Origin of the sequence: Telluria beijingensis, from assembly GCF_030770395.1 — a bacterium.
GTDB classification, from domain to species: Bacteria; Pseudomonadota; Gammaproteobacteria; order Burkholderiales; family Burkholderiaceae_D; genus Telluria; species Telluria beijingensis.
The window spans coordinates 506,324-520,910 of record NZ_CP132480.1 but is presented as its reverse complement, the minus strand read 5'-3'; the positions used below and the strand labels follow the sequence as shown (position 1 = coordinate 520,910).

10 protein-coding genes and 1 tRNA gene are annotated in these 14,587 nt (G+C 59.4%); 1 reads left to right on the top strand and 10 read right to left on the bottom strand.

The features are described 5' to 3' along the window. Positions 1-22: 22 nt before the first annotated feature. The 10 genes from Q9246_RS02340 to ybiB form a co-directional block, all read right to left on the bottom strand. Complete coding sequence (locus Q9246_RS02340) at positions 23-1,921, bottom strand: site-specific DNA-methyltransferase (RefSeq protein WP_306395173.1); 1,899 nt, start codon at positions 1,919-1,921, stop codon at positions 23-25. A 34-nt stretch (positions 1,922-1,955) separates the two neighbouring features. After that, the gene (locus Q9246_RS02335; RefSeq protein ID WP_306395171.1) at positions 1,956-4,895 is read right to left on the bottom strand and encodes an SNF2-related protein; all 2,940 of its coding nucleotides are present in this window, start codon (positions 4,893-4,895) and stop codon (positions 1,956-1,958) included. Next, a complete protein-coding gene (locus Q9246_RS02330; RefSeq protein ID WP_306395169.1) occupies positions 4,892-5,095 on the bottom strand; it encodes a helix-turn-helix domain-containing protein in 204 nt (67 codons plus the stop codon). Before Q9246_RS02330 ends, Q9246_RS02335 begins: the two co-directional genes overlap by 4 nt. A 340-nt stretch (positions 5,096-5,435) precedes the next feature. Then, positions 5,436-5,514, bottom strand: a tRNA-Ile gene (locus tag Q9246_RS02325). Positions 5,515-5,633: 119 nt separating this feature from the next. Beyond that, on the bottom strand, positions 5,634-7,868 hold the full coding sequence (gene rpoD / locus Q9246_RS02320) for an RNA polymerase sigma factor RpoD (RefSeq protein ID WP_422802350.1): 2,235 nt from the start codon (positions 7,866-7,868) through the stop codon (positions 5,634-5,636). 256 nt (positions 7,869-8,124) lie between these two features. Then, entirely contained in the window at positions 8,125-9,921 is a 1,797-nt protein-coding gene (gene dnaG, locus Q9246_RS02315) for a DNA primase (protein ID WP_306395166.1), read from the bottom strand. Positions 9,922-10,202: 281 nt separating this feature from the next. Beyond that, positions 10,203-10,652: a GatB/YqeY domain-containing protein gene (locus Q9246_RS02310; protein WP_306395165.1), complete on the bottom strand. Its 450-nt coding sequence runs from the start codon at positions 10,650-10,652 to the stop codon at positions 10,203-10,205. A gap of 138 nt (positions 10,653-10,790) precedes the next feature. Continuing rightward, on the bottom strand, positions 10,791-11,003 hold the full coding sequence (rpsU, locus tag Q9246_RS02305) for a 30S ribosomal protein S21 (protein ID WP_005665410.1): 213 nt from the start codon (positions 11,001-11,003) through the stop codon (positions 10,791-10,793). Positions 11,004-11,108: 105 nt separating this feature from the next. Then, on the bottom strand, positions 11,109-12,326 hold the full coding sequence (locus Q9246_RS02300) for a BaiN/RdsA family NAD(P)/FAD-dependent oxidoreductase (RefSeq protein ID WP_306395128.1): 1,218 nt from the start codon (positions 12,324-12,326) through the stop codon (positions 11,109-11,111). Positions 12,327-12,390: 64 nt separating this feature from the next. After that, complete coding sequence (gene ybiB, locus Q9246_RS02295) at positions 12,391-13,377, bottom strand: DNA-binding protein YbiB (RefSeq protein WP_306395127.1); 987 nt, start codon at positions 13,375-13,377, stop codon at positions 12,391-12,393. 138 nt (positions 13,378-13,515) lie between these two features. On the opposite strand from ybiB, the gene Q9246_RS02290 reads away from it, so the two are divergent. Then, positions 13,516-14,577, top strand: a complete 1,062-nt coding sequence (locus Q9246_RS02290) for a 3-deoxy-7-phosphoheptulonate synthase (RefSeq protein ID WP_306395126.1) — start codon at positions 13,516-13,518, stop codon at positions 14,575-14,577. Positions 14,578-14,587 lie beyond the last annotated feature (10 nt).

Here is a 14,587-nt window from a genome sequence, read left to right as displayed (position 1 = left end):
GTTCGAGTCATAATGCGGCCCTTCAGATTACAGACAGGCCAATATCCAGCCCTGCCAATTCCAGCTGCAGGTTGGATAGCAGCTCGTCGGCCTTGTCGCCCACAAAGCAGGAATTCAGCAACACTACCTGCGCCGGCCGCGCCTTGACGATCTCGTCCTTCAAAGCCGAGGTGTAAGGCGCAAAGCACAGCCAGAGCTGCTTGTCGTTGTACATCAACACCCGATGCACAGTCAGCCCGGCGAGTTGCACTGGCTTGCTGATGGCGTGCACGCCCAACGCACCCAAGCCGTGCTTCAACAACAACTCGGCGAGCATCGCTGTCTGAGCATCCGTTGCTTCAGGCGCATGGCCGCTTTTCTCGGCGCTCTGGAACAGATCGAGCGTTTCACGCAACGCAGCCGCGTCACTTACATCGCCGCGCCACACCTTGAAATTGGAAGGCGCCAAGGTGAACTGAGCACACGCCAGATCGGTGGTTTTGTCGGGATGCTCGGCCTTAAGTTTGGCGATCACCTTGTCGATACGGGCGCGGGTAATGTCTGCAATTGTGCGATAGCCTGCTTTGAAGGCTTCGCTGGTCGCGTCTAGAGCTTCGGGCATTTGCACACAAATGCACTGGCGGTTGCCGCCGCCTTCGAGGTTGAGCTCCATAACTGCTTGTGCCGTTGTTCCGCTACCTACGAAAAAATCTAAAATAATATCATTTGTATCTGTTGATGATGCGATCAAATAACGCAATAGATTTACAGGCTTGACCGTGTCAAAGCCGTGATTCGTTCCAATCAACGAATTTAAATCGCTTTTTCCAGATTCGGCTGTTCCTGTTAGGTCGGGATCAACAAAGGTATAAAGCGGATACAGTGCTTCGCTTTCATCATCTTCATAGTGCCTCAGAAACGGCAATCCTTCGTCGTTAAAACCGAGGCGACCTTCTGAATGATATTTACTTATTTCATCGAAGCCAGCCTTCCATCTTTGATCATCGCCAGGTCTGAATCCCGCAATTTCAAACCTCATAGTTTCACGTTTAAACATTCCTCTGTTCGAGGTTAGGATTGTTGTTGTTCTGTACTGCCCTTTTTCATCTTTATGCGGATAAACACGTTCTTTAGCACTGGTTACATTGAATTTCAGCGAACCCCCATTCCTCTTTGCATAACAGAGAACATATTCTGCAACTTTCTGCGGCCTGTACTTCGCTTCGCCTGCATTCGTAGGTTTTGCTCTAGATTTCCATGTAAATGTGGCGCACTTGTTTTCCTGCCCAAATATTTCGTCAAGCAAAAGTAGTGTATTTTGCAGTTCGTCATCGCCAATACTGACAAACACAACACCATCATCACATAACAAATTCCGCGCCAAATATAAGCGCGGATACATCATTGATAACCAGGCGCTGTGATATTGACCGCTTTCCTTCGTATTCTTTTTCCACAAGCTTTGTTTATTCAGATACCCCTCTTCGTTTTTTTCGCCCGTGCGCTTTAAATACTCATCGAGCGTTTCGGAATAATCATCGGGATAGACAAAGCTGTCGTTGCCGGTATTGTACGGCGGGTCGATGTAGATCATCTTGACCTTGCCGTGGTAGGACTTTTGCAATGCGCGCAGCACTTCGAGGTTTTCGCCCTCGATCAACATATGCGGCGCTTGCGGCGGGTTGCTGACGGCGGGCAGCAGGGTGTGGCTGGTGGCTTTCTGGATTTCGCGCCGGGCGGCGGCTTTGCCTGCCCATAAAAGCTCGTAGTGTTCAGCTGGGGCAATGTGATCCTGGCCGATCAGCTCTTTGAGCTTCTCAATGTTAATTTGGTTGTCGCTGATGACTTCTGGCGCGGTCTGGCGCAGCAGAGCCAATAGTTTGGCTTGGCGCTCGGCTAGTGCATCGGGGCTGTAGCCTAGTTCAATATTATTTTCTGCCATATGCAATGTCCTTTGATCCTATGGTTTGTTTCGTTTACACCAACTGCCAACGCAGGGTGAAAAGTGTTCGAGTTTTGGTTTTTTCCTGCATCCGCTGATGTAGCGTTTCAATCAGTTCATCGCGCCGGGCAATGATTTCGTCTTCCACATCAAAAATTTGTTGGCGCTGTTTGCGCTGCTGGCGCTCCAACTCCGACAGATCGCGCTGAATGCTGTCTTGCTCCTGCAAGGTGACAGCTTTGCGAGCGTCGCGCTTTAACTGTGCGATGCGTGCCTTGATGTTTTTCAGGGTTTCCTCTGCGGCCAGCAACTTATCGTCGGCCCACCGTTCCAACTTGTCTCGTTCTCCATTAAAAAGGCGCTGATTGGCTTCCAGGACCTGGGCAGTGGTGGCTTTGAGTGCGCGCTGGCTGTTAGCCAGCAGTGCCTCGGGCACGGCGGTGCACAAAGGGGTAGGTTTGTCTGCTGCTGGAATGGCCATCAGCTTTTCGCAGGCTTCCTGATCCAACACTTGACCATCATCAGCGAGACCGGAGAACAGCAGCGCCTCGGTGGTCTCGAAGGCGGTGACTTTGAGACAGACCAGCGTCAGCCAACCGGACATACCGCGCAGTCTCTCGATGACCGAAACCCGTGCGCCGTGTTTGCTGTAGTCGAGCTTCAAGGTGGCGATGGGCGTTTCTGCATTCAGGCTGGTATCAATGCTCCACTCCCCGAGCGGGTGGCTGAGGCGGTAAGCGTGCGCCAGCATGTCCGGCTGCGCTTGATGTTGAATATTGGCGCGAATGAGCTGATAGCGGCCTGTGGCGATGCCGGACGGTGGCGTGCTCAGAGAGAACGCGTAGGACTGCTCGTCGAAGCGCGCGCGGCCGTCCAACGCAAAGCAGGTGACACCCCAGAACCAGCGCCCCAGTTTGTCGAGCCGCGCTTCGGCATCTTGAAGACGCAGTTTGAGGCGGTCGTGAACGTCCTCATCGAAGTTCTCTAGCAGTTGGGACTGGGTGTCTTTGATGCGGTCCACGATGACTTCTTCCAGCTCCGCTTGCAGGGCATTGAAAGCGGCTTCGATCTGTTCGGGCTGGCGGCAGGTTTCGTAGATCTGAAGGATGCGTTTCTCGAAGTCGAGGCCGCCTTCAATGCGGCCCAGCACTTCATCGCTCGCACCGAACACGCCGGAGAACAAGTTGAATTTCTCAGTGAGCAGTTCCAGCACGCGCTGATCAGCCTGGTTGCGGGTGTTGAGGAAGTTAATGACTACCACGTCGAAACGCTGGCCGTAGCGATGACAGCGGCCAATGCGCTGCTCGACTCGCTGCGGGTTCCACGGCAGGTCGTAATTGATGATGAGCGCGCAGAACTGGAGGTTAACACCTTCGGCAGCTGCTTCGGTGGCGATCATGATTTCCGCGCCGGTGCCGTCGTCCTTACGGAAATGGTCGATCAGCGCGGTACGGCGATCTACTTGCGGCGACCCGGTGACGCGATCCGTGCGTTTGTACAATTCCAACCAGCGCTGGTAGATGTCGGTAGAGTCTTCATGATTGTTAGTGCCGCTGAACAGAACCAACTTGCCCGCGTGGCCGTTGGCGGCGAGAAAGCGGTGCAGGTACTCTTGCGTGCGCTTGGACTCTGTGAAGATGATGGCTTTGCGTGGCGCGCGCAGCTCGGCCATCTTGCTGAAGCCCAAGCTAAGCGCCTTCAGTAGCGCCTGCGCCTTGGTGTCGGTTTGCAGTGCTTGCGCGGCATCGACGAATGCGGTCAGCTCCGCGATCTCGGCGCTGATAGCAGCGCGGACGACATGCGCATCTTTTGCCGCGCCCGTCTTATTGTCTTCCACTGGCGTGGGCGTTGAGGCTTTAGCGTCTTCGTCGGCCTCGCTGGCTTCCTCTTCCAGATAGTCCTGCTCCAAGTCGTCCTCGGCAATGAGCTGTTCGACCAGTTGGCTGCCGTCGTCTTCCGTTTTGTCTACAGTGAGCAAGCCCTGCAGTCGCTCGCGGATGGTGACCAACGTGGCAGCAACGGCGTGCGAACTGGAGGCCAACAGCTTGCGCAATATCAGTGCTGTGAGGTGGCGCTGCTGCTTGGGCAGCGCGTACGAGTCTTCCTTTTGCAGAAAGGCCGAGATGCGCTCGTACAGCGCCTGCTCGTCGTCGGTGGGGATGAACGGCTGGGTGAGGGCCTTGCGCTCGGTGTACTTGATGTATTCCAGCACGTCGCGGCGCAGTGTGCGTTTGGCGAAGCTGGCGAGACGCCCACGCAGTTCGTCAAGGCCCGTCCCGCTGTTCATGAACTGCTTGCGGAAGGCAGTCTCGTCGCCGAACAGGTGCTCGTCAATCAGCGTAGACAAGCCGTACAGCTCCATCAGCGAGTTCTGCAGCGGCGTGGCGGTGAGAAGCAGCTTCTTGCGCCCTTGTAGTGCGCGTCTGAGCGCCTGCCCAGTACGGTTGCTGGCGCGGTGAGCGTTGCGGAGCTTGTGCGCCTCGTCGATAACCACCACATCCCAGGGCACGGCACGTAGCTCAGCTTCCAGTTTGGCCGCAAACTGGTAGGACATGATCACGACCGACTTGCCAACCAGCCGCTGCAGGGTGGCGAGCATGTCGCCAGCAGACTGCTTGCGCAGAGAAACGGCATCCACCACGGTGGTGGGCACAGCGAACTTGTCGTGCAGCTCCTGCGCCCATTGCTGGCGCAGGCTGGCCGGGCATATGACCAGCAGCCGACGACGACGCTCCGCCCAGTACTGACAAACCACCAGCGCGGCTTCGATGGTCTTCCCCAGACCCACCTCGTCAGCCAGCAGCACGCCTTCCTGCAATGGGTTCCGAAGGACGAATAGCGCTGCCTCAATCTGATGCGGGTTGAGATCAACGCTGGCATCGAACAGCGATTGGGACAGCCGAGCTACGCCATCTGCGGCGTGTCGCCGCGTCAGCTCGTAGGCATAGTATTTGGCATGGTAGGCGGAGATCAATGCGTTCCCTCCGCATCGTTCGAGATTGCAGTGATCCAAGCATCAATGTCGGTTTGCCGCAAACGCCACGTCCCGCCGACCTTGAAGCAAGGGATGCCCTTAGCAGCTGCGAGCCGATACATCGTCCGCTCTGTGACCTTCAGGTATTCGGCGACTTCCTTGATCGTTAGGATTTCGCTTTCACTGCTGTTTTTGGTCATCGCCAGGCCAATTTACTTGGTAAAAGGCAATAGGATAGTACAAAGTTTTCATATGTGCGACCGAATTTGGACGCAACTGCAATGCCGGAACAGGCCGGGCCGTTCCTCTCCGCACGGAAATTATTCAAGAGAGCAACGATCCCAGCGCAACCTGTTATTCCAGTTTTTGGTTATCTTGCGGCAGTAACGAACATGCTTAAGAACTGCGCAGCCGCTTCTTCCAGGATTGCTTGACACAAGGAGAACGGAAGAGAGAAAGAAAATGCCTACATAGCGCCTACACAGCCATCAGGCATTAAGGAACTCAAGAACGCACAGCAACGTAAGCCCTTGATTTTATTGGTAGGCCTCCCGTGAGTCGAACACGGCACCAACGGATTATGAGTCCGCTGCTCTAACCAAGCATGAGCTAGAGGCCCAGAAACTGGAACGGTGGAAGTAGAACTCGCCACCGGCTCATCAATGTAAAACCGGATGAGCGAAGTGGCGAGAGCATATTGCCTTTACTGCGCGTACGTCAAGTCTTGACCAACAACAATCAGCTGCTGCCTTCGAGGAAGCTCTTCAGCTTGTCCGAGCGCGATGGATGACGCAGCTTGCGCAACGCCTTCGCCTCGATCTGGCGAATCCGCTCACGCGTCACGTCAAACTGCTTGCCCACCTCTTCCAACGTGTGGTCAGTCGACATCTCGATCCCGAAACGCATGCGCAGCACCTTGGCCTCACGCGGCGTCAACGAATCAAGCACATCCTTCACCACCCCACGCATCGACGCATGCAGCGCAGCATCCGACGGCGCCAGCGTATTGTTGTCCTCGATAAAATCGCCCAGATGCGAATCGTCGTCGTCACCGATCGGCGTTTCCATGGAAATCGGCTCTTTCGCGATTTTCATGATCTTGCGAATCTTATCTTCCGGCATTTCCATCTTGATCGCGAGCGTCGCCGGATCCGGTTCCGCGCCGGTCTCTTGCAGGATCTGACGCGAGATCCGGTTCATCTTGTTGATCGTTTCGATCATGTGCACCGGAATACGGATCGTGCGCGCCTGGTCCGCGATCGAACGGGTAATCGCCTGGCGGATCCACCACGTCGCATACGTCGAGAATTTATAGCCGCGACGGTACTCGAACTTGTCCACCGCCTTCATCAGGCCGATATTGCCTTCCTGGATCAGGTCGAGGAACTGCAGGCCGCGATTCGTGTACTTCTTGGCGATCGAAATCACCAGACGCAAGTTCGCCTCGGTCATTTCGCGCTTGGCCTTGCGAGCCTTCATCTCACCAGCCGCCATTTGACGGTTGATGTTGCGCAGGTCTGGCAATGGCAGCACGACGCGCGCTTGCAGGTCGATCAGGCGTTGCTGCAGTTCCTTGATCGTCGGGATGTTGCGGCCCAGGATGGCGCTGTAGGCGTGGCCGGCGTTGACTTCGCCGTCGACCCATTCCAGGTTCGTTTCATTGCCCGGGAAGACCTTGATGAAGTGGGCGCGCGGCATGCCGCAGCGGTTCACCGCGACGTCCAGGATCTGCTTCTCGATGTGGCGTACTTCGTCGACCTGGCCGCGCAGCGTGTCGCACAGTTTCTCGACGACCTTGGCCGTGAAGCGGATGCCCAGCAGCTCGTTCGAGATCGCTTCCTGCGCCTTGACGTAGGCTTTCGAGTTGTAGCCGTCCTTCTCGAACGCCTTGCGCATCTTGTCGAATTGCTGGCCGATCTCGTCGAACTTGCCGAGGGCGGATTGCTTGAGGGCTTCGAGCTGCTCGGCCGAGTAACCCGCGGCGGCGCCGGTACCGGTCGAGGCTTCTTCTTCCTCTTCTTCCTCTTCCTCTTCTTCCTCGTCTTCCTCATCGTCGTCGGAATCGGTCGCGGCCGGGACAACGGCGCTCGGCGACGTGTCTTCGCCTTCCTCCGGGTCGACCATGCCGTCGACGATCTCGTCGATCTTGATCTCGTCGCGCTCGATCTTGTTGGCGGCGTCGATGATCTCGGCGATGGTCACCGGGCACGCGGAGATCGCCTGGATCATGTCCTTCAGGCCATCTTCAATGCGTTTCGCGATCTCGATCTCGCCTTCGCGTGTCAGCAGCTCGACCGAGCCCATCTCGCGCATATACATGCGGACCGGATCGGTGGTGCGACCGAAGTCGGAATCGACCGTCGACAGCGCCGCCTCGGCCGCAGCCTCGGCTTCATCGTCGCTCGTGACGTTCGGCACATTGTCAGACAGCAGCAACGTTTCGGCATCCGGCGCGTGTTCGTACACGGCGATGCCCATGTCGTTGAAGGTGCCGATGATGCCTTCGATCGCTTCCGGATCGACGATATTCTCGGGCAGGTGGTCATTGATCTCGGAATACGTGAGGAAGCCGCGCTCCTTGCCCGACTTGATCAGGGCCTTGAGCTTGTTGCGGCGCAGCTCGAGCTCTTCTTCGCTGGCCTCGGTATCGGACGAGAACGCGTCTTTGAGCAGCGCCTTCTCCTTGGCTTTGCGGTCCTTGGCCTTGGCCTTGTCCGCCGCCTTCAGTTCAGCGCGCTCGACCGCGTTCAACGCGGCGATCTCGTCGTTTTCGGGAGTGAATTCTTTCGGCTTGCGACCCCGGCGTCCCGGCACCTTGACGGAAGGCAGGACGTAGCCCGACGTATCGATCGCGGCCAGGGTGGCCGCATCGGTCGTCTGGCTGACAGGCGCTGGGTTCGCCGTACGAACCTCGGCCTTGTCTTGCGAATTGTCCGCCTTGGCGGCAGACGCTCTCGTGGGTTTCGCAGCCACGTTGGTTTCGGGTTTCTTGGTTGGCACAGGCGCTTTCGATGTCACAACGACTAACTTTACGATGGTTAAAAATAAAGTTTTGTTACCTTACATCATCCTGCAGGCACAAATCCATGGGCCTCGCTAACTGAAACACCACGCGTCCGATTGAACCGAAAATCGTTTCAACAGTTGCAATAGTTAGCGTTTTATTATAGCACGCACCCCACCTTTTTCCAGTTGCGAGCGCCTGGCGATCCAGGGCGGAGCCAAGTGTTCATCGGGGTGCCATCTCGGCAGCGGCCTCGCGGGCCAGGAGGTCTTGCTGAGCGACAATCTCGCGGTAGCGAGCACTCACCTGATCTGGGGTCAAACCTGAAGAAAACAACTGGTTAAGCTCTTGTTTTAACGAATCCATTTTGATCTGCCTCACGGAACTTAACAGAACAATGCGGTCTCCATCGACTTCATTTTCGGGCTCTGCTGCGATTTCGGCGATCATCCCGTCATATTCGGTCGTCACCTCCCTGAGCTGCTGGGACAGGGCCGCGAACGTGCCATGCTCGCCCAGCGCCTGCGCGGTCTCGATCAGGTGGCGCAGGCGGTCAGCGCCTTCTTCGCCAAAATAATCGAAGGCCGTCAATGCCGTCTCGTCGAGCAGCAGCGCCAGGTGCGGGTGCGCAACCAGGATGCGCAGCATCTTCAGTTCGAGCCCTACTGGCTCCGGCCGACCCTGGCGTGGCGGCGCGCGGCGCGCGGTGGCTACCGGCTTGGACAACTCGAACAGGCTTTCGATCTCCGCCGGGGTCGATTGGGTCATGCTGGCCAGGCCACGCACGATCTGCAGGCGCAGGCTCGACGGCGTCATCGCCTGCAGCAGCGGCTTGGCCTCGAACTGGGCGTGGGCACGGCCTTCCGGCGTGTCGAGGTCATGTTCCTGCGTCACTTCGCGCAGCAGGAATTGCGACAGCGGCATGGCGTCTGCGATCTCTTGCTCGAATGCTTCGGCGCCGCGTTCACGCACGAAGCTGTCCGGGTCGTGTTCTTGCGGCAAGAACAGGAACTTGATCGTCTTGTCGTCGGTCACCTGGGGCAGGCAGGCCTCCAGTGCGCGGCGCGCCGCCTTGCGGCCAGCACGGTCGCCGTCGAAACTGAAGATCACGTCGTCGGTCTGGCGCAGCAGCTTTTGCACGTGGGTCGTGGTGCAGGCGGTGCCGAGGGTGGCGACCGCTTGCGGGAAGCCGAGCTGGGCCAGCGCGACCACGTCCATATACCCTTCGGTCACCAGCACATAGCCGGCATCGCGGATCGCCTGGCGCGCCTCGAACAGGCCGTACAGTTCCAGGCCTTTCTGGAACAGCGGCGTTTCGGGCGAGTTCAGGTATTTCGGTTCGCCACCGTCGAGCACGCGGCCGCCGAAACCGATCACCTGGCCTTTGGTATTGCGGATCGGGAACATCACGCGTTCGCGGAAGCGGTCGTAGCGGCGCTGGTGGTTGCCCTGCTCGTCGACCTTGTCGATCACCAGGCCGGATTCCACCAGCACATGGGCATCGTAGTCCGGGAAGATCGCGCGCAGGCTGTCCCAGCCGGACGGCGCGTAGCCCATGCCGAAGCGAGCGGCCACTTCGCCGGTCAGCCCCCGGTTCTTGAGGTAAGCGATGGCGTTCGGCGCTTCTCGCAGTTGCGCGCGATAAAAATTGCAGGCCTGGGTCAGCGCATCGGTCAGGGCCAGTGCCTGGGCCTGTTGGGCGGCGCGCTGGGCTGGCGGGATGCGGTCGTCGGCGTCCGGCACGATCATGCCCACGTTCTGGGCCAGGTCCTTCACGGCGTCGACGAAGCCCATGCCCGAGTATTCGATCAGGAAGCCGATCGCGGTGCCGTGGGCGCCGCAGCCGAAGCAGTGATAGAACTGCTTGGTCGGGCTGACCGTGAAGCTGGGGGATTTTTCGTTGTGGAATGGGCACAGGCCCATGAAGTTGGCCCCGCCCTTTTTCAGCTGGACGTAGCGGCCGACGATATCGACGATGTCGACACGGTTAAGTAAATCTGTGATGAAAGTTTGCGGAATCACTTGGCGTTACACAGTGTTTGTCTAGAGTCAGACTATACCGCAGCGCTTGCTGCAAATTGATGTGCGACAAGTTGAGAACTTCAATCGCAGCCGGGGTGTAGCGCAGGCGCGTCGGTAGTACTGGGTATCTGGCCATCAGCCTCCCGTCGTCCCCCGCGAAGGCGGGGACCCAAGTTTGCATGCATTGCCATCAGCACCAATCTTGGTGGCACGCGGCGGGCTTGGATTCCCGCCTTCGCGGGAATGACGGTCTCAAGCTGACGACCTCAATAACTTACCGCTTACGCGCCAGCCAGGGCCTTCTTGACCAGATTCGACACGACCGTCATATCGGCACGCCCGGCCAGCTTCGGCTTGAGCACACCCATCAGCTTGCCCATGTCTTGCGGACCGCTGGCGCCGGTGGCGGCCACGGCAGCCGCGACTTCGGCGGCGATTTCTTCGTCAGACAGGCCGGCAGGCATATAAGTCGACAGGATCGCCATCTCGGCCTTCTCGATGTCGGCCAGGTCGGCGCGACCGCCGGCTTCGAACTGGGTGATCGAATCCTTGCGCTGCTTGATCATCTTTTCGATGACGGCCAGCACCTGGGTATCGTTCAGCTCGGTCTGCTCGTCGAGTTCCTTGCGCTTGACTTCGGCGATGATCAGGCGCACAGCGGCCAGGCGGCCGCTTTCCTTGGCGCGCATTGCGGCCTTCATGTCTTCGGTCAGTTGTTCTTTCAAGCTCATGGAATCTCCGTATTCAGATTGGTATCGGGTACAAATGACAAAACCCGCTGCGGCGACACCGAAGCGGGTTTGCGGACATCAGCGACTCTCCGGGACAGGCATGGCCGTCACCGGGTCTTGGCCGGCTGAACTGTCTGATTAGTACAGTTTCTTCGGCAGTTGCTGGCTGCGGATGCGCTTGTAGTGACGCTTCACGGCAGCTGCCAGCTTGCGCTTGCGCTCTGCGGTTGGCTTTTCGTAGAACTCGCGTGCGCGCAGTTCAGTCAGCAGACCGGTTTTTTCGATGGTGCGTTTGAAGCGACGCATTGCGACTTCGAACGGCTCGTTTTCTTTAAGGCGGATAGTGGTCATGTAAAAATTGAACCGTTGGATTTAGAGAAGAACGAAATTCTAGCACCATTTTCGCGTCATTGGAAGCGTTAATCACCGTGTGCCGCAATTGACACAACGGCCATGTCAGCCCGCCGCCAGCGCCAGTCCGGCTGCCACGCCCGAGGCCCAGGCCCACTGGAAATTGTAGCCGCCAAGCCAGCCGGTGACGTCCACCGTCTCGCCAATAAAGTACAGGCCAGGCACCTTATTGGCCATCATGGTCTGCTGCGACAATTCCCTGGTATCGACGCCGCCGAGGGTCACCTCGGCCTTGCGATACCCTTCCGAGCCGGTCGGCACGATGGCCCAGCGGTTGATGGCGTCACCCAGCTTGCGCAATCTGGCATCGGCCATGTCCGGCAGGCGCGCGGCCGGGTCGAAGCCAGTGGCTGCCAGCAAGCCATCGGCCAGGCGCGCCGGCAGCCATTGGGCCAGCACATTGCCCAGCTGCTTTTTCTCGGTCTTCTTCATGCCGATCAGGGTGTCTGCTACATCCATCTCCGGCAGCAAGTCGAGCACGATCGGCGTGCCCGGCTGCCAGTAGCTCGAAATCTGCAGGATCGCCGGACCCGACAGGCCGCGGTGAGTAAATAACAGATCTTCGCGGAAATGGCCGCGCAAGGCGCCCTTTCCTTTGCCGCTGCCGGTACTGACTTCGACCTCGAGCGCGATGCCGGCCAGCGGCACGAAGGGTTCCCAGCTGGGGCCGTCGAAGGTCAGCGGCACCAGGCCGGGACGGGTCTCGACCAGCTTCAGGTCGAACTGCTTCGCGATGCGGTAGCCGAAGTCGGTCGCGCCGATCTTCGGGATCGACAGCCCGCCAGTGGCGACCACGACGCTGTCGACCAGCAATTCACCGCCATCCGTGTCTATGGAAAAACCGCTTTCCATTTTCTCCACGCCCGCCACCTTGCACGGCATGCGCCACTCGACGCCGCCAGCATCGCATTCGGCGCGCAGCATCGCGATGATCTGCTCGGCCGAGTCGTTGCAGAACAGCTGGCCCTTGTGCTTTTCATGGTGGCCGATGCGGTATTTCTTTACCAGCGCCAGGAAATCCTGGGCCGTGTAGCGCGACAGCGCGCTCTTGCAGAAGTGCGGATTCTGCGACAGGTAGTTATTCGGGCCGGCATTGATATTGGTGAAATTGCAGCGGCCGCCGCCCGAGATACGGATCTTCTCGGCCAGCTTGCCCGCATGGTCGACCAGCACCACGTGCTTGCCCTGCTGGGCGGCCACGGCCGCGCACATCATCCCGGCCGCGCCCGCGCCGATCACCGCTACATCGTAGTGTTTTGCCATTCCCGCTGCTTCCTGCCGTCAATCGAACCCGCCATTGTATAGGCAGCGGCAGGCCTGGGTCAGCTTATACGGCGGTTTCGCTGCGCGCGCGGATCTTGCGCGACACTTCCACGCAATAGGCGACCTGGGTCGCGATCGAGGCCGGCACCGGCACCTCGCCGCGCAGCGCGGCGCCGATCCAGGCGGCCGTGGTGGCCGCATCGCGGCCATCGGGCACCTCGGACAACGCATCGGTCGGCGCATCGCGCTCGACCAGCAAGGCGCGCTGGCCGGCATGGAACCAGTCGATGCGCTGGGCGCGGTGCGGATGGGCCACGGTCTCGCCCTCGGTGCCGCGCATCAGGAAGGCATCGCCCTGGGTCTCGCTGTCGACGCCCTCGAAGAAACTGCCCAGCGTTTCCAGGTACTCGGGATGGGTGTAGGACACCAGGCGCAGCGCCGGGCCGTCGAAGGGCTGCAGGATCTTGACCAGCGTATGCGTGGAATTGCGCACTCCCAGTACCCGCCGCAGCGACAGCATATGGGCCAACTGCGGGGCCAGGTGCTCGATCGGCATGAAGGCCGGACGCAGGTGGGCGAACTCGTTCTGCATCTCGGCCGTGGTGGCGGCTTCGGCCAGGCCGAGTTCGTGCAGGATCTCGGCGGTGGTGACGCGGCCGGGGTCCTTGCGCACACCGTGCACCAGGACCGGCACGCCCTCGCGCGCCAGCAGCAGGGCCAGGAGCGGCGTCAGGTTGGCCAGCTTGCGCGCGCCGTTATAGGTCGGGATCAAAACCGGGGCGAATTCGCCGCGCGGCGTGGGCAGCGGCGCGAACGAGGCGGCCGCGGCATCCATGAAGCCGCTGAGCTCTTCCACGGATTCGCCCTTGATGCGCATGGCGAGCAGGATGGCGCCCAGCTCGATATCCGAAACCCGGTCTTCCAGCATGGCGGCGTATAGAGCGCGCGCGTCCTCGCGCGACATGCTGCGCGCACCTTTGACGCCGCGGCCGATTTCCTTGATGAAGGGGACGGCAATAAAGCGTTCGATCTCGTTCGTGTCGGTAGTCATGGCTAAAAGGATACACGGGAACGCGCTGCGCCTGCAGCACGTCGCGCCGGGAGGATCATGGTTTTTAGGGCATCGGATGTGCGCGTGCAGCAATTTCCGTCTACACTGGTCAATCCCCTAGAAGAACCAGACCGTATCATGACCAGTACGCCCCAAATCGAAAATACCAATGTCAGCTCGTTCGCCCGCATGCCCACGCCGGTCGAACTGCATGCGGCCCTGCCGCTGAGCGAGCGCGCCTATGCGACCGTGATGGATGGCCGCGAGACGCTGCGCAATATCCTCGACCGCCAGGACAAGCGCCTGTTCGTCGTCGTCGGCCCCTGCTCGATCCACGATCCGGAAGCCGGCCTCGACTATGCGCGCCGCCTCAAGGCGCTGCAGGAAGAAGTGAGCGAGACGATGGTGCTCGTGATGCGCGTGTATTTCGAGAAGCCGCGCACCACGACCGGCTGGAAGGGATATATCAACGATCCGTTCATGGACGACTCGTTCCGCGTCGACGTCGGCATGGAGCGCGCGCGCCGCTTCCTGCTCGACGTCTGCGAGCTGGGCTTGCCGACCGCGACCGAGGCGCTGGACCCGATCTCTCCGCAATACCTGGGCGACCTGATCGCCTGGACCGCCATCGGCGCGCGCACCACCGAATCGCAGACCCACCGCGAGATGTCGTCCGGCCTGTCGACCCCGGTCGGCTTCAAGAACGGCACCGACGGCGACGTGAGTATTGCGATCAATGCCGTGCTGTCGTCGGCCAATCCGCATGCCTTCCTGGGCATCAATGGCCAGGGCTCGGTCTCGATCGTGCGCACCAGCGGCAATGCCTATGGCCACGTGGTGCTGCGCGGCGGCGGCGGCCGGCCGAACTACGATTCGGTGTCGGTGGCCATTGCCGAGCAGGCGCTGACCAAGGCAAAATTGCCGGCCAACCTGGTGGTCGACTGCTCGCATGCGAACAGCTACAAGAAGCCGGAACTGCAGCCGCTGGTGATGTCGGATGTGATCCAGCAAATTCGCCATGGCAATAAATCGCTGGTGGGCGTGATGATCGAGTCGAATATCGTCAGCGGCAGCCAGGCGATTCCCGCCGATTTGACGCAATTGAAGTATGGCTGCTCGGTGACCGATGGCTGCATCGGCTGGGAAGAGACCGAGACCATGTTGCGCGAAGCGCACAAGGAGTTATTGCAGCGTCCGTGAATTCAAATGA